General features: G+C 46.2%; 21 protein-coding genes and 1 pseudogene. 9 read left to right on the plus strand and 13 right to left on the minus strand.

The annotated features are described in order from the left end of the window. Positions 1–9 precede the first annotated feature (9 nt). Positions 10–627 (plus strand): glutathione S-transferase, encoded by a 618-nt coding sequence (locus tag L3V30_RS12595; protein WP_237309035.1) that lies wholly within the window; start codon positions 10–12, stop codon positions 625–627. 289 nt (positions 628–916) lie between these two features. Continuing rightward, positions 917–2,356 (plus strand): catalase, encoded by a 1,440-nt coding sequence (locus L3V30_RS12600; protein ID WP_237309036.1) that lies wholly within the window; start codon positions 917–919, stop codon positions 2,354–2,356. A 166-nt stretch (positions 2,357–2,522) separates the two neighbouring features. Here the strand turns inward: L3V30_RS12600 and L3V30_RS12605 are convergent, their stop codons facing one another. After that, positions 2,523–3,401 (minus strand): NAD(P)-dependent oxidoreductase, encoded by an 879-nt coding sequence (locus L3V30_RS12605; RefSeq protein ID WP_237309037.1) that lies wholly within the window; start codon positions 3,399–3,401, stop codon positions 2,523–2,525. 180 nt (positions 3,402–3,581) lie between these two features. Beyond that, complete coding sequence (locus L3V30_RS12610; protein WP_237309038.1) at positions 3,582–5,453, minus strand: fructose-specific PTS transporter subunit EIIC; 1,872 nt, start codon at positions 5,451–5,453, stop codon at positions 3,582–3,584. Between the two features lie 267 nt (positions 5,454–5,720). Between L3V30_RS12610 and L3V30_RS12615 the strand changes: the two genes are divergently transcribed. Further along, positions 5,721–6,023, plus strand: coding sequence for a PTS fructose transporter subunit IIB (locus L3V30_RS12615; protein ID WP_005463048.1), 303 nt, complete (start codon positions 5,721–5,723; stop codon positions 6,021–6,023). Between the two features lie 8 nt (positions 6,024–6,031). After that, positions 6,032–6,808 (plus strand): PTS sugar transporter subunit IIA, encoded by a 777-nt coding sequence (locus tag L3V30_RS12620; protein WP_170892002.1) that lies wholly within the window; start codon positions 6,032–6,034, stop codon positions 6,806–6,808. Positions 6,809–6,842: 34 nt separating this feature from the next. Here the strand turns inward: L3V30_RS12620 and L3V30_RS12625 are convergent, their stop codons facing one another. Further along, positions 6,843–7,685, minus strand: a complete 843-nt coding sequence (locus tag L3V30_RS12625; protein WP_170892003.1) for an AraC family transcriptional regulator — start codon at positions 7,683–7,685, stop codon at positions 6,843–6,845. A gap of 385 nt (positions 7,686–8,070) precedes the next feature. On the opposite strand from L3V30_RS12625, the gene L3V30_RS12630 reads away from it, so the two are divergent. Beyond that, positions 8,071–9,978 (plus strand): fructose-specific PTS transporter subunit EIIC, encoded by a 1,908-nt coding sequence (locus tag L3V30_RS12630; RefSeq protein ID WP_237309039.1) that lies wholly within the window; start codon positions 8,071–8,073, stop codon positions 9,976–9,978. Positions 9,979–10,056: 78 nt separating this feature from the next. Further along, entirely contained in the window at positions 10,057–11,289 is a 1,233-nt protein-coding gene (manA, locus tag L3V30_RS12635; RefSeq protein ID WP_237309040.1) for a mannose-6-phosphate isomerase, class I, read from the plus strand. A gap of 129 nt (positions 11,290–11,418) precedes the next feature. Here the strand turns inward: manA and L3V30_RS12640 are convergent, their stop codons facing one another. The 3 genes from L3V30_RS12640 to norV are packed head-to-tail and all read right to left on the minus strand — an operon-like array spanning position 11,419 to position 14,462. After that, complete coding sequence (locus L3V30_RS12640; RefSeq protein ID WP_005392460.1) at positions 11,419–11,757, minus strand: DUF1971 domain-containing protein; 339 nt, start codon at positions 11,755–11,757, stop codon at positions 11,419–11,421. 44 nt (positions 11,758–11,801) lie between these two features. After that, positions 11,802–12,950, minus strand: a complete 1,149-nt coding sequence (gene norW / locus L3V30_RS12645; protein WP_237309041.1) for an NADH:flavorubredoxin reductase NorW — start codon at positions 12,948–12,950, stop codon at positions 11,802–11,804. Positions 12,951–12,959: 9 nt separating this feature from the next. Then, positions 12,960–14,462, minus strand: coding sequence for an anaerobic nitric oxide reductase flavorubredoxin (gene norV, locus L3V30_RS12650; protein ID WP_237309042.1), 1,503 nt, complete (start codon positions 14,460–14,462; stop codon positions 12,960–12,962). A 190-nt stretch (positions 14,463–14,652) separates the two neighbouring features. Here norV and norR point away from each other — a divergent pair, with 190 nt between their 5' ends. From norR to azu, 3 genes are all read left to right on the plus strand, one after another. After that, a complete protein-coding gene (gene norR, locus L3V30_RS12655) occupies positions 14,653–16,185 on the plus strand; it encodes a nitric oxide reductase transcriptional regulator NorR (RefSeq protein ID WP_237309043.1) in 1,533 nt (510 codons plus the stop codon). Between the two features lie 88 nt (positions 16,186–16,273). Then, positions 16,274–16,924 carry an HAD family phosphatase gene (locus tag L3V30_RS12660; protein ID WP_005392456.1) on the plus strand — a complete coding sequence of 217 codons (651 nt, stop codon included), beginning with the start codon at positions 16,274–16,276 and terminating at the stop codon, positions 16,922–16,924. A 362-nt stretch (positions 16,925–17,286) separates the two neighbouring features. Then, positions 17,287–17,739, plus strand: coding sequence for an azurin (gene azu, locus L3V30_RS12665; RefSeq protein WP_005392455.1), 453 nt, complete (start codon positions 17,287–17,289; stop codon positions 17,737–17,739). Positions 17,740–17,806: 67 nt separating this feature from the next. On the opposite strand, the gene L3V30_RS12670 is transcribed toward azu, so the two are convergent. The 7 genes and pseudogenes from L3V30_RS12670 to L3V30_RS12700 all read right to left on the minus strand — a co-directional run bounded on the left by L3V30_RS12670 (position 17,807) and on the right by L3V30_RS12700 (position 26,132). Continuing rightward, a complete protein-coding gene (locus L3V30_RS12670) occupies positions 17,807–19,852 on the minus strand; it encodes an EAL domain-containing protein (protein WP_047008465.1) in 2,046 nt (681 codons plus the stop codon). A 402-nt stretch (positions 19,853–20,254) separates the two neighbouring features. Next, the gene (locus L3V30_RS12675) at positions 20,255–20,605 is read right to left on the minus strand and encodes an ethanolamine utilization protein (protein ID WP_005392453.1); all 351 of its coding nucleotides are present in this window, start codon (positions 20,603–20,605) and stop codon (positions 20,255–20,257) included. Further along, a complete protein-coding gene (locus L3V30_RS12680; RefSeq protein ID WP_237309044.1) occupies positions 20,602–21,918 on the minus strand; it encodes an FAD-binding oxidoreductase in 1,317 nt (438 codons plus the stop codon). Before L3V30_RS12680 ends, L3V30_RS12675 begins: the two co-directional genes overlap by 4 nt. A 12-nt stretch (positions 21,919–21,930) precedes the next feature. Next, a complete protein-coding gene (locus tag L3V30_RS12685; protein ID WP_237309053.1) occupies positions 21,931–23,214 on the minus strand; it encodes an FAD-dependent oxidoreductase in 1,284 nt (427 codons plus the stop codon). Further along, a pseudogene (locus tag L3V30_RS12690) lies at positions 23,203–23,364 on the minus strand (rubredoxin); the annotation flags it as partial. The gene L3V30_RS12685 and the pseudogene L3V30_RS12690, both read right to left, overlap by 12 nt. 142 nt (positions 23,365–23,506) lie before the next feature. Next, positions 23,507–24,943 carry an aldehyde dehydrogenase family protein gene (locus L3V30_RS12695; RefSeq protein WP_237309045.1) on the minus strand — a complete coding sequence of 479 codons (1,437 nt, stop codon included), beginning with the start codon at positions 24,941–24,943 and terminating at the stop codon, positions 23,507–23,509. Position 24,944: 1 nt separating this feature from the next. After that, positions 24,945–26,132 (minus strand): aromatic ring-hydroxylating dioxygenase subunit alpha, encoded by a 1,188-nt coding sequence (locus tag L3V30_RS12700; RefSeq protein ID WP_005392447.1) that lies wholly within the window; start codon positions 26,130–26,132, stop codon positions 24,945–24,947. Positions 26,133–26,367: the final 235 nt, after the last annotated feature.

Consider the following 26,367-nt stretch of genomic DNA (forward strand, 5'->3'; position numbering starts at 1 on the left):
GATAAATAAATGATTAAACTTCACCATCTCAATCAGTCTCGCTCAAAGCGCATCATTTGGTTACTTGAAGAGCTAAATGTGGATTACGAAATCGTGCCTTATGTTCGTGACAAAGTGACTTTCATGGCACCGCCTGAGCTAAAGAGCGTTCACCCTCTCGGTAAATCTCCCCTGCTTGAAGATGATGGCGAGTTCATCATTGAATCTGGCGCGATGACCGAATATTTGATTGAGAAGTATAGTGATGGTGCGTTTGCTCCTGAGCGTGGGACGAAGGCGCACACTGAGTACCTACAATGGATGCATTTTGCTGAAAGTTCAGCAATCTTACCAATGTTGTTAAAAATCTTTATTAGCAAAGAGCCAAACGAAACTCAATTTCTATCAGGCTATGCTGACAACGAAGCGATGAACGTTCTGGGTTACTTCGAGCAATCGCTAGAAGGCAAAACTTACCTAGTAGAAGAACGTTTAACTGGCGCAGACATCATGATGTCATTTATTGTCGAGCTCGTGCATAAGTTCGGTTTGGCTGGTCACTTCCCGAATATTGAACGTTATGGAAAACAACTTGCAACGCATCCAGCGTTTGAAAAAGCTGAGCAAATTGAAGTGAAGTACTCCTAATCACTCCGCCCCTTTGATGATCAATAAAGCGATATCAAAGGGGCGATTTCCGACATTAACCTTGTCAACAAAGCGCAATTTATGCAAATACCAACGTGCTCTTTTTACCCTTTTCGCCAATACGTTAATAAACCAATCATAAAAATCAGCTAAGAATCTGATTCTAAGTTACTTTTCATCATCGTTCCCACCTATTGAATTGATAAGCAGTATCAGTTTTTGCTTCCAGCTTTTCCGTAATAATCTTCTCTTCAGTTGCTAAGGTATTGATCCCTGGAGGAGAAGAAAAATGACAAATAAGAAATTAACCACCGCCGCAGGCTGTCCTGTCGCCCATAATCAAAATGTGATGACTGCAGGTCCTCGTGGTCCCCAACTACTGCAAGACGTTTGGTTCCTTGAAAAACTGGCACACTTTGATCGTGAAGTGATTCCTGAGCGTCGTATGCACGCCAAAGGCTCAGGCGCTTACGGCACTTTTACTGTGACTCACGACATCACCAAATACACGCGCGCGAAGATCTTCTCGGAGATTGGTAAAGAGACCGAGCTATTTGCTCGCTTTACCACCGTTGCGGGTGAGCGCGGTGCCGCCGATGCAGAGCGCGACATCCGTGGTTTTGCGCTAAAGTTTTACACCGAAGAAGGCAACTGGGACTTGGTTGGTAACAACACGCCAGTGTTCTTCCTCCGTGACCCACTAAAATTCCCAGACCTAAACCACGCAGTAAAACGCGATCCACGCACAAACATGCGCAGCTCGACAAACAACTGGGATTTTTGGACATCACTACCAGAAGCATTCCACCAAGTTACGATCGTTATGAGTGATCGCGGTATTCCTGCGTCTTACCGTCATATGCACGGCTTCGGTAGCCACACATTCAGCTTTATCAACGCAGAAAACGAGCGTTACTGGGTGAAATTCCACTTTAAAACTCAGCAAGGCATCAAAAACCTGACTGACCAAGAAGCAGAAGCGATCGTAGGTAAAGACCGCGAAAGCCATCACCGTGACCTTTACGAAGCGATTGAGCGTCAAGACTTCCCTAAATGGAAGATGTACGTACAGATCATGCCTGAGCTAGAAGCGGATGAAGTGAACTTTAACCCGTTCGATCTAACAAAAGTATGGTCACAAAAAGATTATCCATTGATCGCAGTAGGCGAGTTTGAACTGAACCGTAACCCAGAAAACTTCTATGCGGAAGTTGAGCAATCCGCGTTTAACCCGGCAGCTATCGTTCCTGGAATTGGCTTCTCGCCAGACAAAATGCTGCAAGGCCGTCTGTTTGCATACGGAGACGCGCAGCGTTACCGCCTAGGTGTAAACCATCACCAAATTCCAGTTAACGCGCCTAGTTGTCCGGTACACAGCTACCACCGCGATGGCGCAATGCGCGTTGATGGCAACTTTGGTTCAACACTAGGTTACGAGCCAAACTACAAACAAGAATGGGCAGAGCAACCAGATTACTCTGAGCCACCTCTACGCATCAACGGCAATGCTGATCATTACGATCACCGTGTAGACGAAGACTACTTCAGCCAAGCGGGTGACCTATTCCGTCTGATGAGCGAAGAACAGCGTCAAACTCTATTCGACAACACCGCTCGTGCAATGGATGGTGTACCAGACTTCATCAAAGAACGTCACGTTAACCACGCCTACCAAGCGGACGAAGCTTACGGCAAAGGCCTTGAGATTGCGCTAGGCTTAAACAAGTAAACGGACACTGCACCAGCAAATGCTGTGATAAGAAGACATAAAAAAGGAGGTGCCCCAAAGCACCTCCTCATTCAAGTTCGTTAGTCACACACTAATGTTCAAGGGGAACGATCATGATCAACTTAAATTTCTTCAAGCTCTTTGATACCAAAGAACTGTTTATCTACTACTGATTCTTAGCGACGGCTTTAATCAGAACAGACGTATCCATGCGGCCTAAACCATCACGCTGAAGGTCAGCGTATTGCTCATCCACTTTTTTAGTTAGTGGTAGGTTGAGCCCAACCCGCTCTGCTTCTTGCAAACAAAAGCCTAAGTCTTTGCGCATCCAATCAATCGCGAAGCCAAAATCAAACTTATCTTCCGCCATCGTCTTGGCGCGGTTTTCCATTTGCCATGACCCTGCTGCACCGTGCTTGAGTGTTTCAACTACTTGTTCAATATCCAAACCTGATTTCTGCGCGAGTAACAACGCTTCGCTCAAGCCTTGAAGCACACCACCAATACAGATTTGGTTTACCATTTTACAACGTTGACCTTGGCCATTTTCACCCAGAAGCGTCATTTGCTTCGCATATACGTCCATCACTGGAGCAACACGATCAAAAATGTCCTGCCCGCCACCACACATGATGGTTAGTACGCCATTTTCTGCGCCGGCTTGACCACCAGATACCGGAGCATCAATAAAGTGGTTACCATATTTGGTACAAGCGTCGGCCAACTCAACGGCTAAATCAGCGGAAGTCGTGGTGTGATCAACCAGTACCGCGCCTGCTTTTAGACCGACTAGAATGCCTTCTTCACCGTATACAACGCTGCGCACGTCATCGTCATTACCGACACAAGTAAATACGATATCGCAACCTTCTGCCGCTTCTCGCGGTGTCTCACACGCAATGCCGTTGTATTCTTCAGCCCATTTATCAGCTTTGGCTTTAGTGCGGTTGTATACTTTGGTTTCATACCCCGCTTTGCTCAAATAGCCCGCCATTGGGTAACCCATAACACCCAAACCAATAAATGCTACTCGTTGTTTTTCCATTGCACGCTTCCCTTAGTTCACCTGACTGAAATGTTTTGTAACATGCTACTAAAGAATTGAAAACATTACTCGTAATTTATCCTTCACTCGCGGCACAAATAAAAGTGAACCGCGATGTTGGAGTAAATACCAAAAGCATTCATCAGGGTCATCGAGGAGACATTTCTCAGAAGTTAAATGTTAAGACACTCTACGAGCTTGCAACAAAGCCGTGGCGTTCAACATGGCATCCTTGGTACTGACATCCAAGACTTGGATTTTTCGAAAGCGTTCCGGTTCTTTAATCGCCACATCGTGAGCAAAAATCACAAACTTGGCTTTCTCGATGTCTTTCTCGGTAATTCGATTGATGACGCCATTCGCGCCTTGGGTTTCGACTTTAATCTTAATGCCGAGTGCACACGCTGCTTTTTCCAATGACTTCGCCGCTAAGAACGTATGTGCCACACCTGATGGACAAGATGTGACCGCCAAAACATCCGCCTCACCTTCGCCTTGAACGGAGCCATATACTTGAGAATGACCAGTGTAGCTTTCATCTTCGGTGACGGTTTTCTTTAGTGCAATCACGATCAACGCCGTGGTAACAGAGCCCGCAATCGTGCCGATGATGTAACCAATTTTTCCATCCACAACAGGGAGAACAATCCAACCGCCCCACGGTGCATGGTTCATTACGTGGAACATAAAGCCAATCACGTTACCAACGATGCCACCCGCCACAATAGCTGGTAACACTCGCGCAGGGTCGCCAGCGGCAAAAGGAATCGCACCTTCGCTAATACCGATCATCCCCATAATACCTGCGGCTTTCCCCGCTTCGCGTTCATCTCGCTTGAATTTACTCGGCGCCAAAAACGTGGCTAGTGCCATACCCAATGGCGGCGTACAAATCGCAATACCGACCCCGCCCATCAACCATGGTTGCGTGTTCACTTGGGTTTGAGCAAACAACGTCGCCACTTTGTTAATTGGGCCACCCATATCAAACGCGGTCATTGCCCCAAGCACGGTACCGAGCATCACTTTGCCTGAGCCCGCCATGCCCGTCAGCACCTCGTTCATGGTGGTCATTGCGCTGGCTATCGGAGCACCTATCACCCACATCACCGCGCCGCAAGTAACAAACGTACCGACTAGCGGATAAATAAAAATCGAGCCAAGCGAACTCATGCTGTCTGGTAGCTGAATTTTCTTTAATAGCCAAACGACAAAGCCAGCAAAAAAGCCGACCACAATCGCACCTAAAAAACCCGTATTGTAATGACTGACAGCAATCCAAGATCCAATCATACCCGGCGCAAGGCCCGGCTTGTCGGCAATAGAATAAGCAATGTAACCACCAAGAACGGCAGTAAACAATGTCAGGCCAGCAATCCCCATTTGAGCAATATCGGCCAAAATGCCCTCTTGTGGTACACCACCGTGACCAGAGATCATCACCGACAACGACAACAACACACCGCCCGCAACGATAAACGGGATCATGTGGGATGTGCCAAACAGCAGGTGCTCTTTAATGCGACCAAGTTTTTGCGCCCAAGGGCTCAGGGGTTCTGATGTAAATTCTAAAGAAGTTGGGAGAAATTCATTGGATTGGGTTTGAATATCAGTCAGCATCTCAAGCGCTTCTTCTCGCGATTGAGCCTGTTTGAGCTTTTCAACAAAGCCGTCTTCGATAATTTTGGTGGAAATTTGTGCCAATACTTCAATGTGATGGTGATCATCACCATCTGGAGACGCCAGCATGAAAAACACATCGGACAGCTCGCCATCTTCGGCGCCATAATCAATCCCATTACGGCTGATCCCGACCGCGACAGCCGGTTTCGCTACAGCATCACTTTTGGCATGAGGGATCGCAATACCATCATCAAATCCTGTGTTACCGATCTCTTCTCGTTTCCAGATATCTGCCAAGAACTGGCTTTGACTATTGAGCTTGCCGGCGGCCTCTAGCATCTCGACCAGCTCTTTGAGCGCTTCATCTTTGGTTTGAGCTTTTAGATCTAAACATATCGTTTCCAGCTCAATTAGGTTTGTGATGTCCATTGTTTTACCTTCCAATATTCACGCTCGAATATATACCCAAGTGAGTTTGAGATACAGGATCCCCTGGCTCGTATGCGTTCCTACTCATTTTATTTGGGCATAGATTAACCAGTGCCTACCCTTTGATATATAGGACTAAAAGTGCATTAACTGGATTAATGTAACATGAGATTCAAACTGTGATAGAGCTCTTGCGTTAATCCAGCTCAAATCAATTCAATCTGCGGTGGCTGTGCTAATATCCACAAAAAATAAAATGGATAGAACATGAAAATCGTAGCGGTGACAGCATGCCCTACAGGCATCGCTCATACTTATATGGCGGCAGATGCACTAATGAAAGCTGCGCCAAAACATAACGTGCAAATTAAAGTAGAAACGCAAGGTGCGATGGGGATAGAAAATCAGCTCACTCCTCACGATATCGCTCAAGCGGATCGGGTTTTGATCGTGTCGGATATTGAGATAGAACAACCAGGCCGATTCGAAGGGACGCGCAAAATTCAAATCCCCATTGAAGAGGTTTTGCTGAACGTCGACAAAGTATTCCTCGTCCACTGCCGCGACTAAATTTGCAGATGAACGAATACCAAATCACCTTTTTCGTCGATAATGCAAATGCCAGTGCGCACCTTGCTCAGCCACTCAATCGAGTGGCAAAGAAGTTCAAAAGTACCTTACATATCATTAATGTAACGCAAAATCGTGTTGCGGAACTCACCAAGTCCGTGGCGATTTTGCAAGCAGGTCTACAACAAGGTGATTTGTGTCAAATCACAGCGATTGGCATTGACGCAGAGTTGGCCTGCTTCGTCATCAAAGACATGATTGCTGAACACTTTACGGTGGTGGGATCTCATATCAACTATGAGTTTTCTAGTCAACTGGCCGAGCGTTTACCGCAAATTTGCCCACCTTGTGAAATCAAATGGCACTACGCCAAAGCGCATACCGCGCTCACCAAGTTTGAATGCCTTAAAGGATTAGCTCAGCTCATCCACCCCATTCATCCCGACGAACTGATTCTTGCTTTTATTAAACGTGAAGAACGTTCATCAACTTGCGTGACTCCGGGGATCGCTCTCCCACATGTGATGTTTTCAGGTGTTGACCATATTTCCATTGCCGTTATTGCGAATGAAAAGTCGATGGATTGGGCTTCGAAGATGGGTGATGTTCATCTGGCTATAGCACTGGTGATTCCAGAAAAGCCGACCCGAGAACAGATCATTGCGGCCACTAACCTCACACGAAATCTGCTTACCGATCAAATGGCGGAACGCCTACTACTAACAAAAAGCAGCGTCGACTTACAAGCGCTGCTGATGTACGCCATGTCGAGGCTGCTTGCCTAAACTTCTCTATGATTTACGCTCTCTGACTGAAGGCTTAAATCGAACCACGATATTCCGTCGGCGTTCTGCCTGTACGGTTCTTAAATACTCGGCAGAAATAGTTCACGTCTTTAAATCCACAGCGCACTGACACGTCATTGAGTTTGAAGTTGTATTTCTTGAGCATAAACTTCGCGCGATCCACGCGTACCCAAGTAATGTAGTCTGCCAAGGTCATGTGCCCCTGCTGACGGAACAAGCGCGACAAATGGTTCGAGGAAATACTGAATCTCGACGCAATGCTGTCACGCGTGATTGGGCGATGGAAGTTCTCTTGAATGTAGATGCAGATCCCTTGATAGAGATCTTGCACACGGCTATGTGACTGCTGCTCGACTGGCGCATCCAACATCGTCTTCGCGTATTGCAGCAATGCTTGCAGTAAAAGCTCATCCATTGGTTTTTTAGTGTTCTCACGAGCCAGTGAGCTCAACGCTTCTAAGATGTTATCTATCGCAAATCCTGAGCGTGTTTGGATGCTATGCTTTTGAATATCGTAAAAGTTTGCCTCACCTTTGCGTTTGCTCACCAAACTTAACCCAAGTTGTCGACGCCCAAACAAAATACTTAACACTGAGCAATTGGTATCCCAGTCTGGTTTATTCCAACAGTTAGGTGCAATAAATATCGCGTCGCCTTTTTTAGCAACGATGTGCGTTACTTTTCGATCATGACTTTCCATTTCATTAATATATTCCCCATCCAGAACTAACTCTAGGCGAGGGAAATTAACTTGATAGCTAAATTCAGGCGGCGTATGAAAATCTCCTGCAAACCAAATATTATGAAATGGCTCTCTTTCATTTAATACCGCTGAAATTAAATCATGAAAAATCATTGTCTCACACTCTATATATGCATCAATGATGCTATTTACTATAGATATACACCGGACTGAACTTTTGTGCTATTGAGCAAAATCACACTTCCATTTTAATGTTACAAAAATCCAGTTAACGCATCAAATTTCCAGTGATAAAAACTCTATCAACAACACTCAATCCCTTTTAATATGGGAGCAAAGCCACATTTCACTTATCGTTTAACTTCTTATCCATCATGTCACAGATATGCAGCTAGATTTGTCCAGTGAACGATCTAAATCACACTATAGTGAGTCGGTTACAATCCTCCAGTAAATGCATTTTTTCTTCACTACAGTCTTTTTTTCAGTAATTTAAAAATACCCCTGAAATAAAAATTATATTTATAGGGGTTCGACAATGATCACCAAACTAATAAATGAAGACTTAATTAAGCTTGATCTTAAAGCGTCTTCAAAAGAAGACGTATTTAAAGAACTGGTTGCCGTTCTTCATGCCCAAGGTCGTATTTCTGACCAAACACAATTTCTTGCAGATATAAAAGCACGTGAAGAGTTAGGAAATACCGGATTTGAAGATGGCGTGGCAATTCCACACGCGAAAAGCGCCGCTGTGATTGAACCGGCGGTTGTGATCGGCGTAAGCAAATCAGGTATCGAGTACGGCGCGGAAGACGGTTTACCTTCAAAGCTGTTCTTCATGATCGCTTCTCCAGACGGTGGCGATAACCACCATATCGAAGTACTTGCAGAACTATCTTCAAAATTGATTGAAGATGGTTTCATCGATGCGTTCTTAGGCGCAACAAACAGCCACGACGCACTGGCACTCCTTCTTGCTAAAGAAGAACCGCAACCAGTGACAGATGCTCCAGCGAACCAAGGTTTCATCGTTGGTGTTACCGGTTGTCCTGCGGGCGTTGCGCACACCTACTTAGCAGCAGAAGCGCTAGAGAAAGGCGCCGCGGCAATGGGTTACGAAATCAAGGTTGAAACGAACGGTTCAATCGGTGTGAAAAACAGCCCAACCGCAGAAGAAATCGAGCGTGCAGATGCCATCATCGTCGCCTGTGACAAACAAGTCGACATGAACCGCTTCGCGGGCAAACGCGTGGTTAAAACCAACGTAAAAGCCCCAATCCGCGATGCTCAAGGACTGATTAATGAAGCGTTAAACGCACCGACGTACCAAGCTGAGTCCAATGGCAATACGCAAGCGTCAGTTGCAAACAAAGCTTCTCAAGCCCGTTCTGACTTATATCGCTACTTGATGAACGGCGTATCACACATGATCCCCTTCGTCGTAACGGGGGGTCTGTTGATTGCACTTGCTCTTGCAATCGGCGGTCAGCCAAGTGAAGCCGGCATGGCCATCCCTGAAGGCAGCATGTGGAACCAAATCCTCAACGTCGGTGTGGTTGCCTTTACGCTGATGATCCCAATTCTAGCGGGTTACATTGCTTACGCGATTGCTGACCGCCCTGCTCTAACTCCTGGCTTGATCGGTGGTTGGATTGCAAACAACGGTTCTTTCTACGGCGCAGACGCAGGTACAGGCTTTATCGGTGCCATCATCGCAGGCCTGCTTGTGGGTTACTTCGTGAAGTGGATTACGTCGATTAACTACCACAAGTTTATTCAACCTTTGGTGCCAATCATGATTGCGCCAATCACAGGTTCGTTGTTCATCGCAGGTCTTTTCATCTTCGTTATCGGCGCGCCAATCGCAAGCCTAATGGACGGTCTGACTGCGCTACTAACGAGCATGAGTACAGGTAACGTCGTTCTACTGGGTATCGTACTTGGAGGTATGGCTGGCTTCGATATGGGTGGTCCATTCAACAAGGTCGCATTCCTATTCTCTGTGGGCATGATTGCGAGCGGTCAAACTCAATTTATGGGTGCGATGGCGTGTGCAATCCCTGTTGCACCTTTAGGCATGGCACTGGCAACGGCGCTTGGTCGTAAGTTCGACCTGTTCGAAGAATCAGAAACCGAAGCGGGTAAAGCCGCAGGCGCAATGGGTCTGGTGGGTATCTCTGAAGGTGCGATTCCGTTCGCAGCGCAAGATCCAATGTCAGTGATTCCTGCAAACGTACTTGGATCAATGGTGGCGGCAGTAATGGCGTTCTCATTCGGCATCACCAACAGCGTTGCTCACGGCGGTCCAGTTGTCGCTCTACTTGGCGCGATGAACCACCCAGTCCTTGCTCTGATTAGTATGGCAGCTGGCGCAACGGTTACCGCAGTAACGTGTGTAACGTTGAAGAAAGTGCGTAAAGCAAAAATGATGCAAGCAGCCGCTTAATCATCCCCTTCCCCCAAATGGCTCCTATGGCTTGGGCAATGTCGCCTAAGCCATGATTTTCTCGCATGGTGACACTCTATGTCTGATTTAACGATGTCCGATACACAAACGATTCAAACTCAAGCTAAGCATCCGATGTTTTTCCTGATGAACAACGTGATTCAAAACTACGCTTGGGGCAGTACTACTTCTGTTAACCAACTGTTTGGCATTGAAAACCCAACGGGCGAACCACAAGCCGAAGTATGGATGGGCGCGCATCCAAACGGTTGCTCAGTGGTGATGGTAAACGGCGAGGAGACCAAACTCTCTTCACTGATTGCTCAAGACATGAATGCTTTTCTGAGTGAAGAAGTCGCAAACCGTTTTGGTGAACTTCCATACCTGTTTAAAGTGCTTGCTGCTGAGAAAGCGCTGTCGATTCAAGTGCACCCAAACAAGCAACAAGCAGAACTGGGTTTTGCACTGGAAGAAAAACAAGGCATTCCCCTAACCGCTGCAAACCGTAACTACAAAGATCCAAACCACAAACCAGAATTGGTTTACGCGCTAACCGAATACCAAGCGATGAATGGCTTCCGCCCAACAAGTGAAATCATCAGCTTCTTCTCTGAGCTGGCGATTCCTGAGCTGCAAAGCTTGGTGGATGACCTTATCGACAATCAAACTTCCAAAGGCTTGGCGAGCTTCTTCTCCGGTCTATTGTCATTGGAAGGCGAACAGAAAGAGATGGCGTTGACGGTGCTATTGGCACAAGCTCGCATCACCGACTTACCACTATTCAACCTGATCTTGGAGTTAGAAGCGCAATACCCGGGCGACATTGGTTTGTTTGCGCCCTTGCTACTCAACGTCATCACGCTGAAACCAGGCGAAGCGATGTTCTTGGATGCAGAAACGCCACACGCGTACTTGAAAGGGACGGGGCTTGAGATCATGGCGAACTCAGACAACGTGCTACGTGCCGGTTTAACGCCGAAGTATATGGATGTAAAAGAACTCGTTGCATGCACACGCTTCGAAGAAAAGCCATTCGACAACCTACTGCTTGCGCCAATCGAAAACGACGACATGTTGGAATACCCAGTTCCCGTCGACGATTTCAAATTCGCGATTGTAAAGCAGGCCAACCAACGAACACTTTATGTAAGAACCGCAGAAATGCTTTTGCCGCTAGATTCCCCGCTCGTGATTACACACGCAAATGGTGAAACATGTGTAGTAGATAAAGGCCAATCTGTTTTCATTCCGGCTTACGCAAAACAATACACCTTGAATTGCGAAGGTCGCGTTGCACGGGCTTACAGTTAATATCGCTGATTAAGTTTGCATGTCGTTACTGCCAATAAGCAAAAAAGAGCAGAGAAACGTCTCTGCTCTTTTACTTAATATGCGCTTTTCCCAATAAATTCACGCAATAATCAAATTGTCTAGAAAGGTTTACTGCTTAGCGTGGAACATCGCTTGTCCACTTTTATCTTTATTCGACCAAAAGTTAATATTGAACTGTGCATCATCGCTCATTTCAATACGATGCCAATACTGTGGCGGGCTTGTCGCGAACTGACCTGCGTTGATCACGACGACCATTTCAGGCTCTGTCTCGAATTCATCTGCAAAACCATAATAGGTGACTTGCCCCTCCATTACGCATAACTGCCCAAACACGCCTTCGGCTGTGTTGTGATGAGTTAGAAGAGCTGGAGGCACACTGCCTTTGGTAAAAAATGGCGTCGAACGTTGAACCTTCCAGTCTTTCGGAATACGAAGATGTGACATGGTTATCCCCTCTTTGAATATAAAATTGTGCCGCTTGAAGCGAGTTACGATTGCGCGACTTGAGACAGTTCACGCAGTAACGGAAAAGCCTGAGCCACTTGCTCGCCCGTCACAACAAACCCTGTCAATATGCTTTGTTCATTTTCAGCTTTTGCCACGATGCCAGATTGAGAAATCTGCACATTCCAATTCGCGACAGCACTGAAGTCCCCGGCAAGCTGAATTGGGTAACTCGGCGTTTTGACTTTTACCATCATTGGCGGCAACTTCAATTGCGCTTCCTGCCCAAGCAACTGCTTACCTAAAACATTAGCGCTCAACACGATTGGCTGAAGGTATGGAAGCATACGCCCTTGTATCTCGGCGCAATCGCCCAGAGCGAATACATTGTTCGCAGAAGTCTGCAGCTTAGCGTCGACAGCAATGCCTTTCCCAACCTCTAATCCACAAGCATTCGCTAATTGAGTGTTTGAACGTAAGCCAGCGGCAGAAATCACTACATCAGTCTCGATCACTTCACCGCTGTTCAAAGTCGCTACCAACGAATCGGCTGTACGATTCACCTCAACAACCCCATTTCCCAACGCCAGTTGAATGCCTTGCTGCTTAAGTTGGCTTTCCAGAGGCAACGCCACAAACTCAGGAATAAGATTGGCAAGCAAGCGTTGGTTTGATTCAACCACCGTAACGGCTTTACCGCTGCTCGCAATATCCATTGCAATCTCAACGCCAATCAAACCACCGCCGATAACCATTACGCGCTTTGCTTGACTGATTCTCTCTTCTGCGAGCTGATACTCTTGTAACGAATTGAGCGTTAGGATATCGCCAGAAGCATCACCTCGCATTGGAGGAACAAAAGCTTTCGCACCCGTTGCAAAAACCAGTTTGGAGTACGCATAAACTTGTCCATCTGCTACCACTTGTTGGGCTTGCGTATCCACACTCTCAATTTTAGTGTGGGTTAATAACTCGATATGGTGCTCTTGGGCAAACGCTTCTCCCGTTGTTACTACCAGATCCCTCGCGGTCTGTTTTCTACTGAACACATGGCTCAAATCGGGCTTGTTATACTCCGCACCGTCATCAGCGGTGAATACTTGAATTGACACCTGTGCATCCATTCGACGCACAGTTTTAACCAGTTGATAGGCAGCAAAGCCACTGCCTATGATTACAATTGGTGCTTGCATCACAGCTCCTTACCCCTTGAGCTCAACAAATACATCTTTACCCAAGTGACACTCCGGGCAAAGGAAGTAATCCGGAACGTCTGACCACGTGGTACCCGGTTCAATTCCTTGGTTAGGCTCACCCTGAGCAGGGTCATACACCCAGTTACAAACGGTGCAAATCATGCACTGGCAATCTGATGGATGTGCTTCTGAGCTTGGATTAATAAGCTCCCTTTCGACCACTGCTGGCGTTTCTACTTGTACAACGGGCTGTGATCGAACTTGCGGTGCAGACGCAGCCATCATCGGAGCCGTAACAGGACTTGTTAGTGGATGTTTCGCCCACAGTTTCGCGATGCTCTTGCCATGTTCACGACACTCACGCATCGCTTTACCATCTGGTCGCCATTTGGTTTTCAGGCTGACTGCCGTTTCAAAACCCGCATCGGTCAACCGTGCGTGGATACGGTCTACCGCACCACCATTCCAACCGTAGCTACCAAAGGCAGCGGCTTTCTTGGCTTTAAAGCGCAGACCGGTAATTTCTTCTAGCATGCCTGCGATCTTCGGCATCATGACGTTATTCATGGTAGATGAACCAACCAATATGCCTTTTGAGCGGAACACATTGGCGAGGATTTCATTTTTGTCATGTTTAGAGACATTGAAGACTTTGACCGCCACGCTAGGGTCAACATCGTGAATGCCCTGCGCAATGGCATCTGCCATCATTCGGGTATTGTTCGACATAGAATCGTAGAAGATGGTAATACGATCTTCTTGGTAGTTATCCGCCCATTCCAAATATTGCTCGATGATTTGAACTGGGTTATCACGCCATACAATACCGTGTGAAGTTGCAATCATGTCGACAGGCAAATTGAAGCTCAACACTTCTTTGATTTTAGCGGTTACCAAGCTGCTGAATGGCGTTAGGATGTTTGAGTAGTAACGCAGACACTGTTCCATCAACTCATTTTGGTCCACCTCATCGTTGAACAAACGCTCATCGCAGTAGTGCTGACCAAATGCGTCATTACTGAATAGCACCGCATCGCCCGTTAGGTATGTCATCATACTGTCTGGCCAGTGCAACATCGGCGCTTCTACAAATACCAATTGTTTACCGTTACCAATATCGATGCTGTCACCCGTTTTTACCGTTTTAAAGTTCCATTCGGGATGATGGTGATGACCCACAATCGAATCAATCGCCGCTTCTGTACAGTAAATTGGCGTGTTCGGAATCTTCTCCATCAATGCAGACAATGCGCCTGAGTGATCTTCTTCTGCATGGTTCACGACGATAAAATCGATCGTCTTAAGATCGATTTCCATTTCTAGGTTCTGGATAAATTGCTGGCTGAATCGATGATCGACCGTATCGATCAGCACCGTTTTTTCTTCACGAATTAGATAACTGTTGTAGCTGGTACCTTTTGTCATTTTGTATTCTGTACCATGGAAATCTTGAACTTCCCAATCGCGTTGACCTACCCAGTGGATGTTGTTTTTTACGTGAATTGTCATGATTACTACCTTGAATGACGAAATAAACAAAAATAATTTCTTTCAGTATTGCACTGAGCGTGCCAACTTTAACTTTCAATATAATTCAATAACTTAAAAACGAAACGACTCAATACAATGTCATTTTGACACAGTTGAAAAATGTCAATTAGACACTAAAATAGTCATATTGACACAATTGGTATTGGCTATGACTTCTTTAATCGCGCAATGGCTACACATCACGCAAGACCTTAACTCGGCGCTCACTCAACAGGCTCGCTTCGATACCTTATTAACCACGATTCGAGAGGTATTAAAATGTGATGCTTCTGCTCTTCTTTTGTATGAAGATCAGCACTTTAAGCCGCTGGCTATCAATGGCTTAGCAAAGGAAGTATTGGGACGCCGTTTTTCTATAAACCAACACCCGAGGTTGGAAGCCATTGCACGCGCTGGCGATATCGTACGGTTTCCATCGAATAGCGACTTACCCGATCCCTATGACGGGTTAATTCCGAACCTCGACGACAAGCTGCACGTCCATTCATGTATTGGTCTCCCTTTGTTGATCGACGATCAATTGATTGGCGCGATCACTATTGATGCCTTCGACCCGAATCAGTTCGATGGTTTACTCAATCAAGAACTACGCTTTGTAAGTGCGTTAGCCGCGGGGGGCTTGCACACAGCTCTACTACTGGAGCAGTTAGAAACACAAGCAAGCTTGCCACGTGGGTCTTACACTGAGAAACGTACGCTAAGCAACGAAATCATTGGCAAATCTGCTGGGATGAAAGCACTTCAAGAGCAAATCGATGCGGTGGCAGATACCGAGCTATCAGTGTTGATAATGGGTGAAACAGGGGTTGGTAAAGAGCTCGTCGCAAACGCAATTCATCATCGCTCTCACCGAGCCAATAATACCTTGGTGTACTTAAACTGTGCCGCGTTACCTGAATCTGTCGCAGAGAGTGAACTTTTTGGTCATATCAAAGGTGCTTTTACTGGTGCTATCAGTAATCGGAAAGGTAAGTTCGAGCAAGCCGACGGCGGCACACTATTCTTGGATGAAGTTGGCGAACTTTCTCTGGAGTTGCAAGCCAAGCTACTTCGCGCATTGCAATATGGCGATATCCAGCGTGTTGGGGATGACCGACATATTCGAGTCAACACACGCATTGTGGCGGCAACGAACCGTGTTCTGCATGAAGAAGTAAAAGCTGGCCGTTTCAGAGCAGATTTGTACCACCGTTTGAGTGTATTCCCTCTTCATGTTCCCCCACTTCGTGAACGTGAAGACGATGTCGTGCTACTGGCTGGTTTCTTTGCAGAGCAACTACGCAGCAAGTTGGGGCTGAACAGTGTTCGACTCTCTCCCACTCTAGTTCAAGCACTTAAAGATTACTCTTGGCCGGGCAACGTGCGTGAACTGGAACACGTCATCAAACGAGCGGGCGTGCTTGCCAAAGCTAGAACTCAATCGCTGGATATCGAATTGGTGGAACAAGATTTCGATATCAAAGCGTCGAACAATCAGCCCACCACTGAAGAGTCAGGTATACCTAGCTCTTCATTTGAACTGTCAGACGCTGGTTTAAAGCAAGCCACTGACACCTTCCAAAAAGCCATGATTGTAAAAGCACTAGAGCAGAATCAAGGAAACTGGGCTGCAACAGCACGTCAGTTAGAACTCGATAATGGTAATTTACATCGCTTAGCCAAACGGCTAGGTATAAAGTAAAAAAGGATACGGACGGTTTGAATTCCGCAAGAAAATCTATCTCGCTTATGTCAAAATGCACCATCACAATCGAAAAGTCTGTAATGTAATGAACTACCAAGCTGCTATTTTTGATATGGATGGTTTGCTCCTTGATACTGAGCGCGTCTGTATGCGTATTTTCCAAGAAGCATGTGAAGTCCAAAACCTTCCGTTTTATGAAGATGTTTACCTGTCGATCATTGGTCGTAATGCGGCAGGTATTGAAGCAATTTTCCGCAAAGCCTACGGTGAGAACCTAGACCGCCTGCATCATGAATGGCGTACTCGTTACAATGCTGTCGTCAAACACCAAGCCATCCCAGTGAAAAATGGTGTTGTTGAGCTGCTAGAATGGCTGAAAGCACAAGGCTTACCAATCGCAGTAGCGACTTCTACGGCAAAAGAGGTGGCGAAAATCAAACTGGAATTAGCGGGTTTGAGTAAGTACTTCGACAACCTCACCACAGGCTGCGAGGTAAACCACGGTAAACCCGATCCAGAAATCTATTTGTTGGCAGCGAATCGTCTGGATGTAGAACCAAGCCAATGTTTGGCCTTTGAAGATTCCAATAACGGTGTTCGCGCAGCGGTGGCAGCGAATATGGTTACTTATCAGATTCCGGATTTAGTTGAACCTTGCGAAGAGGTAAAACAATTTGGTCATTCCATCGTGCCGTCATTACATGAAGCGTTAGATGCGTTGAAGCAAAATCGCTAAACGTCAACTGCCGCTCTAACTGTTAAAGCTCAGCAATTTGGCTGAGCTTTTTTATACTTGAGCCTCTCCTCTCACCTTCTCTAATCTACTTCTAATAAATGCCAAGATACTGCTCCAAAGGCTTAATAAGATAGACCTTATCTCTGTACGGGGCGTGTTCCTTTCTTTTTTGATTTACCTCACGCCATCGCATGAAATAGGGCCTATGAGTGATCAAATAGTGGAACTAACCAGTACAACTTTGCAACAAAACGTCAATATACCGCTTGAAGCACGTTTTTCGAGTGAAAATTGGCTGATAATGAGAACTATTGGATGAGATTAATCCAAGTCAGCCCAAAATATAAAATGGAGAGTGTTATATGTCTTTACGTTTATTAGCAGCAACCTTCGCATTAGTAGGAATGAGCTTTGGTGCCCAAGCCAGTGCCGAGTGTGAAGTGTCCCTAGATGCTAACGATATGATGCAGTTTTCTACTAAAACACTGAGCGTTCCAGCCACTTGTAAAGAAGTAAAACTGACGCTAAACCACACAGGTAAAATGCCTGCACAATCAATGGGTCACAACGTCGTTATCGCAGATACCGCTAATCTACAAGCAGTAGGTACGGACGGCATGGCAGCAGGTGCAGAAAACAATTACGTGAAGCCAAATGACGACCGTGTATACGCTCACACAAAAGTGATTGGCGGCGGTGAAAGCACCAGCATTACTTTCAGCACTGAAAAAATGAAAGCTGGCGGCGACTACTCATTCTTCTGCTCGTTCCCTGGTCACTGGGCGATCATGCAGGGTAAATTTGAGTTCAAATAAGAGCTAACTAAGTCAAAACAAGACTCACTATAGGGAAGCCATCGCTTCCCTTTTTATTGCACGTTAGTTAAGCACGTCGATGGATAATCTCATCCAAAGGTACAGGCCTTGCTAAGTAAAATCCTTGAACTTTATCAACCCCACTTGACCGCACAAAGTCATAGTCAGACTGCGTTTCCACCCCTTCCGCTACGACCTCGCAATTTGCAATATGTCCTAACTTAGCAACCAATCGATACAGTTGACGTCCACGATGATCGTTAGCGTCCAATAGCAGCGATCTGTCTAGCTTAATCTTGTTAAATGGATACTTGAACAAATGAGGAAACGATGCGTAGCCCGTACCAAAATCATCCATTGTGATACGAACTCCCATACTCTGTAGAGCTTTCATGGTGTTAGTTAAAGAAACTTCATTGTCTAATACGGCTTCTTCAGTAATTTCAATTTCAAGCCATTCAGCCGGGATTCCAAAATAGACCAACCTGCCTTGTAAATGCTGAACAAAATCCACTTGTTGAATGGTAGCAACAGAAACATTAATGGCCACTCTTCGCTGATCAGATAATCCCATTTCCTTCATATCCGACAACACCTTTTCGAGAACTAGTTTATCGAGCAGTGGCATAGCATCTAACCGGTGAAAATCTTCAATAAACGTTGGTGAAAGTAAGTTTCCATCTTCATCTTTATATCGAATAAGCGCTTCGTAAGAATACTGTTCCGCATCCTTTGTTGAATGCTGCTTTTGATAAAACATCACCAACTCGCCTTCACGAAGAATGGAAGTTAAACGCTTCTGCGCGGATGACTTGCTGATACTCGATGTGTTCGCATCTTTCACACTACTGAGTAGTGATTTAAATAGGGATTGTTCTAAACCATTGTAAGTATTACTTACACCAAGCTGCCCCACATATTTGCCTGCATAGGCTAGATAAAAAGGTCGATAAATTAGTACACCAATCGCAATCACCACCAGTTGAAGTATCGCCCCCTGGACCTGATGCCCCATTGCAACATAACCACTCAACAGAGGCGGTGTCATCCAGTTCACAATATTTTCAACAGGCGCAATTAAGCCGGAAGCAATTGCGCAGTAGGTGATGATAAAACTTACCAGCGGCACTAATACAAATGGGACGACCAGAATAGGATTAAAGATGATAGGCAACCCAAATAGCAGCACTTCATTGATGTTGAACATCACCAATGGTGCTGCCGCTAACGCCAGTAAAATATGATTGCGCTCTTTAGCGAACAATAACAGACACAGGAGTAAACTAATGCTATTCCCTGACCCGCCCATGGATAAAAATGCGTCGTAAAAACCTTGGCTAATGACGTTAAGCGACGCTTCGCCTGTTTGCCAAGCAGCCATGTTGGCTTCGGTCGCAGCGTATATTTGCTGCTTGATAGCAAACAACATGTTGTGACCATTAATGCCCGCCGCTCCTAATAAGCTCAAGATGGATTGATAAAATAATCCTCCTGTGAACGTCAGCGGATCAAAGTTAAGTCCAGCCACTGTTGTAGTAAAAGCATCCATCACCGCCGCGGTGACATGAGATAAGCTAACCGCAAATAAAACGAATACGAAAAAATGTAAGACATCTTTAAAAAGACGAGAAGAGAAGTCCATTGCTTGAGGATCAAGCAGCTCAATTCGGAAACTTTTACAATAAACGTATGACACCGTTGCACTAAAGAGTGCTAATAACGGGTTATTCGGCAACATGTAATTACTAGAAAGGCTGTCATTCTCTATTGAAATTAAATAGAACATGACCAACGAATAAATGATGATAATCGCGCTCGACACGTTCACTTTATGCGATAAATAGTAACCAGCCACAATGCAAAACGCTGTGGGATATAAGTTGATTAAAATATCAGAAAGATGGAACAATAACTGAGAAACCTCTGACACCCCTAGGATTCTAGAAGCGTGACCAAGAAAGATGGCAAGTGCGTTAGATAGCGTCAGCGGTAACAGCAATAAGGCAATAGATGCGAGATCAGTAAGATAAGATTTAGATCCAAGTCGCCATTTATCTGTAAATACCGTTAGACGATGAAAGGGGTCAAATACGCGTTCACGACGAGTGTGCATGGTGAGTTCTTATATTAAGTAATAATCATCGGCTGCGAAATAGGCAGCCGTAAATGCAACGGCCAGACTCAGTAACGTATTATTTGGTGGATAATTTTTAGTGTTTCTATTGGCTAAAACAATAGTTTGAATTGCCAGTCACAGCGCAAAGATGTCGCAAGTGCAATTTAACGATTATATACCCCTTGATCCAATGAGATTATTATCCTTAACGATAAAAGCCATACCAAGCATCTCGATATGGCTATCGTTAAAACTGATGTATATACCCAAATGACTTCAAGAAGGAGGCTTCGGTGACACGCCCTTGACGGGCGAGTTGATTTGGCTCACATACACTGTGAACGATTTTTGATTTAGCACGAGTAGAACTTCAAGTCGTTGTCTCGTCTGTAAAACAAATCATTCAATCCCGTGTAGCTCTTTCCAGTTTCCTGGATGAACCACGTAGCCGAATAGAGCATGCCCACCATAAACCAATTCGGTTCCTTCCGGGATCCACAGCATTTGACCTGGGTGAACAAGATGTGTTTCACCGTTTGCGGTCAGCTCGAAACAGCCTTCAATCACAAAAATAACCTCATCATAAAGCACCGTCCAAGCCACTTGAGCGCCTTCCCATTTAGCAAAGCCTACGCCAATGTTTGGTGAAATTTCAGGGCTTAACGCTCGGGCTACGTACGCCATTCCCGGCGTATCACCACGAACATTGAAATCTAGGTTTTTACTATCAACGAGTTTGACTTGCTTCATAATTCACTCCGGCTTTGCCATTTTGCTAATTGGATACGCGTTTTTACTCCCATGCCTAAAAAAGGCTCTGGCGGATTCAAACAAGGCATTCCTGTCACTTGCTGTATGTCATCCAATGATTTAGATGTCGCACCTACGACATAGTCAGCTAACAGCGTTCCAGAAATGGTTCCCCACGCAGCACCAACACCATTGTCACAAGCGCTGGCATAAACACCTTCATCTAATTGACCAAAAAAGTTAGTAAAGTTACGAGAGATGGCATATACCCCACCCCATGTGTGAGTAAATGGTATGTCGGCCAGCTCGGGGTAACGCGCCAAAAAGACTTGACGATGATCGTCTCGGATTTGCTCTCTGACTTTATCGTTCATGCTTGAGCCATATTTCGGCACGTGTTTGTAAGTATTTCGGATCAAAATACGTCGATCGGCGGTCATACGTAACGTCGTTCCCGCATGATCTGCTGGAGTTAAACCCCAATTCAGCTCACCTCCGTATCGTTGCATTTCTGCGTCGGTCAATGGACGCGTCCAGCTTGCAAACGTCATCACTGGCAGTAATCTGTTTTTAAGGTAACCAAACTCACGAGTAAAAATGCTGGTGCCAAGTAACAGTTCAGTGGTTTCAACAGAACCACTATCTCCATGTAATACCCAGTAACCGTTTTCTTTACTGAGTTTGCGGATTGGCGAGTTTTCTAACACCTCGACATTCTCTGGAAGGCTTTCCCCTAGCCCACGCACCAGAGCAGCAGGTTGCATTAAATAACCACCTGGCGTGTAAATTGCGCGGCTGTAGTAATTTGTCCCTAAGACTTTCGCCAGCTCACTGCCATTAACATGCAAGTATGGTTCGCCAAGGTCTTTCATTAGGTGCTCAAAGTGATCGAGATACGCTTCACCGCGCGCCCCTACGGCTCCTTGATATTTGCCCTTTGCTAACCATTGACAAGAAATACTGTGCTTCGACACTAAAGTGTCTAGCTGAGCAATCGCAGAACGGTTGAGCGATAATAACTTTTGTTTGTGCTCAGGATCGGGATGCTCAAGTGAAAACTTATGGGGCAAATCGATCACAAAGCCCGAATTTCTCCCTGACGCCCCTTGGCCGATACGTTGTGCATCAATCAGTATAATTCGTGCGTTAGGCTGAAGCTCAGCTAAACGTCTTGCCATAGCTAGTCCAGCGAAACCGGCACCTAGCACGGCATAGTCAGCAGTTTGTTTACCTTTTAACGCTGGTTTTTCTGCAATACTTGGCAACGCATGGTACCAACCACATGTTGCATCATCATTGGGTAAATGAATCATCTTCTTTCTCCGTTACGCTGCTGACAGTTTCAATGACAATTGATCTAGCCAAGGACCACGTAATGACTGTACTTTTCTTCCTAGCAACGCAAAGCCAAGCATCGTTCCCTCAGGAGAATAAAACGCAGCGGTCAATTCATCTGCCTGACTCTCGATGTACCATTGTCCCAGTTCGTTCGGGGCAACCGGGAAAATAGTGAGTGGAAGAATCGGCGTTTTTACAATCACAGGAGTTGGCGTTAACGAGATTGACGCGACATCGCCTAGCAAGCTTTTCGCTACGGAAGGAATCATTTGATTAATCGGCGCAATATACGGCTGCCAACCTTGCTCCGTTTCAACACAGTCGCCTAGCGAGTAAATATTCTCATCACTCGTCTGGCCAAATTGATTTACTTTAATGCCGCGGCCTACTTCTAGCCCTGCTTGCTCAGCCAGCGATACATTTGGCTTGAGTCCAACCGCGCTTAGCACTAGGTCTGCTTCAATCTGCTTGCCACTGTTCAGATGTAAAACCGCACTGGATTCGGACCTTGGCTCGATTCTGGCGATACTGTCTTGTAGAGCCCATTGCACGCCTCGATCTGCAAGTGCGCTTTGTAATGATTCACCCAACTGTTGCGGGATCAAACGCTCCATTGGCCATTGACCTAACCCGATAACTGTCACTTCATAGCCGCCTTCGATCAGGTCATTCGCGAACTCACAGCCAATTAAGCCATCGCCGAGGATTGCGATGCGCTTTTTGTTCTGTAGCTGGGTTCTGAAACGGCGGTAATCAACTAAGTCGTTCACACTCATAACACAAGAGCGATCGCCCTCAATTGGGATTTCAATCGGTGATGCACCTGTTGCCAGTACCAAACGGCTGTAGGCGTATTTACCGATAGAGGTGTGTAGCGTTGAATTGGCACGCTCGATCTTTTCAACGCGGGTATGCGGGTAAACGCGGACATTGAGACGGCTTTCCCACTCCAACGCGCTCTCACTTTGTAGCGCGTCGCCATCTTTCTTCATGGCCAGTGCATTAGACAAGGCAGGCTTGCTGTACAGTGCGCCATCATCAGCGGTAAAGACAGTGATCGGAACCGTTTCAGATTGCGCTCTAAGTGCCGCTGCCAACTGGTAACCACTGTGGCCACTACCGATGATAACGATAGGGTCAGCTGAAAATATAGGTTGAGTGACTTCAGATGGAAGTGGCTGAGCCGAATTTGGCTGAACAGACGATCCTACCGATACCGAAGACACTGCCGCGACCTCTTCTACTGGCTCATCGTCGGTGATTTCGATCATTTCAAAATCGGCCTTACCCACTAAACAGTCGGGGCATAACCAATCATCCGGCACATCTTCCCATGCTGTTCCTGGTGCAATGCCATCGGATGGCCAACCTTGTGCTTCATCATAGATTAAGCCGCAAATAATACAGAGCCACTTTCTCATCACTTTTACTCCAACTACCTTGTTCAGAATTTCCGTGTTTACAAACCACTGTCAGATTTGTAGCGATTCCATCAACCTCGCCCTAGCTTGTGGTCTGAAATCCAAGCCGGTGCGAGGTGATGAAAATCAAGTTACACGGTAGCTATACGTTGCTGTCTTGCTGCAAACGAATGGCAATATTGCGTGTCTGGACATAGCTATAAATCGCTTCTTGTCCTTTTTCTCGCCCAAAACCGGACAAGCCCACGCCACCAAATGGTGTTTCGATGCCACCAGCAAACCATTCATTGATGAACACTTGTCCACCACGCAGTTGCTGTGCCACACGCAATGTTTGGTTTAGGCTTTCACCAAAAACACCAGCGACCAGGCCAAAATCGGTGCCATTCGCGATCTCGATTGCTTCTTGCTCAGTTTCAAACGGTGTAATCACCAACACAGGACCAAACACTTCTTCTTGTGCAATGCGCATATCTGGCGTGGCTTCAATCACTGTTGGTGCCACAAAGTAACCCGATAGATCAGGTGCGTAGCCACCCGTCAGGATGTTTGCGCCGTCGGCTTTTGCTTGCTCTATCATTTCAAGCACGCGTGCTTGTTGATCAGCCGATACCAACGGTGTGATGTCTGGCTGGCTTTCGCCTTGGCCAATGATTAGGCTTTTTGCCATTTCCACAACCGCCGCTTTTACTTCTTCATAACGCTCTTTTTGAATCAGCAAACGAGACATCGCTGAACACACTTGACCAGCATTAAAGAAAATACCGACCTGAACGCTTTTCAAAAGTGTTTCGAGGTTCGCATCTTTCAGCGCGATAGCGGCAGATTTACCACCCAGCTCCATCACTGATGGTGTGGCGCGTTGTGCAGAATCTTTCAGGATGCGTTGACCTGTCGGTACCGAACCCGTAAAGACGATTTGATCGACTTCTTGGTGCTGAACCAAGTGACTGCCAACCACGGAACCTTTGCCACATAGCAGGTTAATCGTGCCTTTCGGGAAGCCCGCTTTTTCAATCGCTTTAATCAACAACGTCATGGCGAGTGGTGAGATCTCTGGCGACTTAATAACCACTGTGTTACCTGCAGCTAATGCAGGTGCCAATGAGCGTGCACAAATAGAGACAGGGAAATTCCACGGCACAATCTGCACTGACACGCCAAACGGCACATATTGAGTGAAGTCGACATAGTCTTTACCCAACGGAATTGACGTGCCTTCCAGCTTGTCGGCCATGCCAGCGTAGTATTCGAAGTAACGTGCCGACTCTAAAAACTCATCTTTGGCATCTTGCAAAGATTTCCCATTTTCACGACAGGCAACTAACCCACCTTCATCAACCATTTCACGAATAGCTGCGGCGGCTTTTAACATCCACTCGGTTCTGACGGCGGGACGAACGTCCGAAAGAAGGCCTTGATTGACCACTCGGCGTGCCGCTGCCATTGCGCGATCGGCATCGGTGATAGTGGCTTCTGCAATCGTCGCATACGCTTCGGCTGTGCCAGGATTCATGACGGTCAGCGCTTGCTCTGAATCGCACCACTCACCATCAATATAATTAAGGTAATGCATCATCTTACTGCTCCAGTGCCGCTTTCACTTGCTTTGCCAACCAGGTTTGGAAGAAATGCGTCGGAACATCCATTTCTGGTGAGAACACGCCACCACTAAAGCCAGGTGAGTAACGACCTTCCTGCATACCTTCGACCGCTCCAATATCTTCGCCGAACACGACTCGCCACGACTCAACGGTAGCGGTACGACACGCAGCAAACTCATCTTTCGTTGCTTCATCACCCACATAGAAAACACGTAGGTGCTCAACACTCTTATTCGCAGTGATTGGTTCAATCATCATTGCAAAGGCATGATCGGCTTGAATACCAAGCAACACGTTTGGAAAGAGTGCAACGTATTCTGCATGACGCAGTTTATCTTCTGGCCAGCTTGGAAATTTAGGTAAGTGTGTTCCTGCTGTATCAGAAAGGTTGTACGCGAGACTACCTTGACCAGCAAAGCGCTCTGCAAACATGATGTTGTAGTGATCCTCTAGGCGAGAATAACTGTTCAAACTCGGATGCACCCAAGGTAAGTGGTAAGCCTCGCAGTAGTTTTCTACGGCAAGCTTCCAGTTACTTTTCACTTCGATCTCTAAGTTGCCACCCATGTTCACGCGGCGAAGAAGCCCTAACCCATCTTCACCTAAGAATTGCTGCCAACGTTGCTCTAGCGGCGCGATATGATCTTCAAAGCTTTCAGCATTGCCCGATAAGTTGACAAATACCATGTCCATCCAAACGGCTGAACGGAGTGGCTTAAGGCCGTGTTTTTCACACTTAAATCGATCATCTTTGTGTTTTGCGATACCACCGATGTGTGGTGTGCCTTTTAGATTACCGTCAAGATCGTACGTCCATGAATGGTAAGGACAGCGAATCATGCCTTGAACTTCGCCTGCCTCATGCACCAGCTTCATACCTCGGTGGCTACACACGTTGTGGAAGACTTGGACTTCACCTTGACGATTTCTCATCATGAGTAGTGGAAGATTCATGAAATCAAGTGGCATCACATAGCCATTTTTAAGCAGGTCTGATGCAAAACCAATGCATACCCAAGTGTTACCAAACACCTGATCACGCTCAAAAGTAAAATACTCTTCGCTGGTGTAGGCCTGATTCGGCATTCCTGTTGCTTCACTGATTGGGTTCAGTACATTATCAACAAGTTCAACAGGAATAATGGTTTGGTTGACATTGCTCATATTCTTATCTCCGAGAGTCGAGTTGCATCCAGTGCGTACAACATCGTGTTGTGTTAGTGGAGATGATTTTGATTAACAACCCAGCAACAAACAAACGACTTTTTCGCCGGGTTTGGATGAGTTTTTATCATTCGTGCATTGATCTCAAACAACAAAATAACCTTTTAATTAACAAGGTTCTTCTTGTCATGATTAATACTCATTAACCGATGAGTATTAATCAGTTGAAACACAA

This window comes from Vibrio sp. A1-1 (assembly GCF_021728175.1).
Classification (GTDB): Bacteria; Pseudomonadota; Gammaproteobacteria; order Enterobacterales; family Vibrionaceae; genus Vibrio; species Vibrio diabolicus.

Excerpts from the sequence above, each read along its gene's own strand:
- L3V30_RS12615 (WP_005463048.1), top strand. The coding sequence starts at position 5,721 with ATGAAAATCGTAGCGGTGACAGCATGCCCTACAGGCATCGCTCATACT.
- L3V30_RS12695 (WP_237309045.1), bottom strand. The coding sequence starts at position 24,943 with ATGATGCATTACCTTAATTATATTGATGGTGAGTGGTGCGATTCAGAG.
- L3V30_RS12700 (WP_005392447.1), bottom strand. The coding sequence starts at position 26,132 with ATGAGCAATGTCAACCAAACCATTATTCCTGTTGAACTTGTTGATAAT.
- norR (WP_237309043.1), top strand. The coding sequence starts at position 14,653 with ATGACTTCTTTAATCGCGCAATGGCTACACATCACGCAAGACCTTAAC.
- L3V30_RS12595 (WP_237309035.1), top strand. The coding sequence starts at position 10 with ATGATTAAACTTCACCATCTCAATCAGTCTCGCTCAAAGCGCATCATT.
- L3V30_RS12660 (WP_005392456.1), top strand. The coding sequence starts at position 16,274 with ATGAACTACCAAGCTGCTATTTTTGATATGGATGGTTTGCTCCTTGAT.
- norV (WP_237309042.1), bottom strand. The coding sequence starts at position 14,462 with ATGACAATTCACGTAAAAAACAACATCCACTGGGTAGGTCAACGCGAT.
- L3V30_RS12600 (WP_237309036.1), top strand. The coding sequence starts at position 917 with ATGACAAATAAGAAATTAACCACCGCCGCAGGCTGTCCTGTCGCCCAT.
- L3V30_RS12605 (WP_237309037.1), bottom strand. The coding sequence starts at position 3,401 with ATGGAAAAACAACGAGTAGCATTTATTGGTTTGGGTGTTATGGGTTAC.
- L3V30_RS12610 (WP_237309038.1), bottom strand. The coding sequence starts at position 5,453 with ATGGACATCACAAACCTAATTGAGCTGGAAACGATATGTTTAGATCTA.
- L3V30_RS12625 (WP_170892003.1), bottom strand. The coding sequence starts at position 7,685 with ATGATTTTTCATGATTTAATTTCAGCGGTATTAAATGAAAGAGAGCCA.
- L3V30_RS12620 (WP_170892002.1), top strand. The coding sequence starts at position 6,032 with ATGAACGAATACCAAATCACCTTTTTCGTCGATAATGCAAATGCCAGT.
- L3V30_RS12670 (WP_047008465.1), bottom strand. The coding sequence starts at position 19,852 with ATGCACACTCGTCGTGAACGCGTATTTGACCCCTTTCATCGTCTAACG.
- L3V30_RS12675 (WP_005392453.1), bottom strand. The coding sequence starts at position 20,605 with ATGAAGCAAGTCAAACTCGTTGATAGTAAAAACCTAGATTTCAATGTT.
- norW (WP_237309041.1), bottom strand. The coding sequence starts at position 12,950 with ATGCAAGCACCAATTGTAATCATAGGCAGTGGCTTTGCTGCCTATCAA.
- L3V30_RS12640 (WP_005392460.1), bottom strand. The coding sequence starts at position 11,757 with ATGTCACATCTTCGTATTCCGAAAGACTGGAAGGTTCAACGTTCGACG.
- azu (WP_005392455.1), top strand. The coding sequence starts at position 17,287 with ATGTCTTTACGTTTATTAGCAGCAACCTTCGCATTAGTAGGAATGAGC.
- manA (WP_237309040.1), top strand. The coding sequence starts at position 10,057 with ATGTCTGATTTAACGATGTCCGATACACAAACGATTCAAACTCAAGCT.
- L3V30_RS12680 (WP_237309044.1), bottom strand. The coding sequence starts at position 21,918 with ATGATTCATTTACCCAATGATGATGCAACATGTGGTTGGTACCATGCG.
- L3V30_RS12685 (WP_237309053.1), bottom strand. The coding sequence starts at position 23,214 with ATGATCGAAATCACCGACGATGAGCCAGTAGAAGAGGTCGCGGCAGTG.
- L3V30_RS12630 (WP_237309039.1), top strand. The coding sequence starts at position 8,071 with ATGATCACCAAACTAATAAATGAAGACTTAATTAAGCTTGATCTTAAA.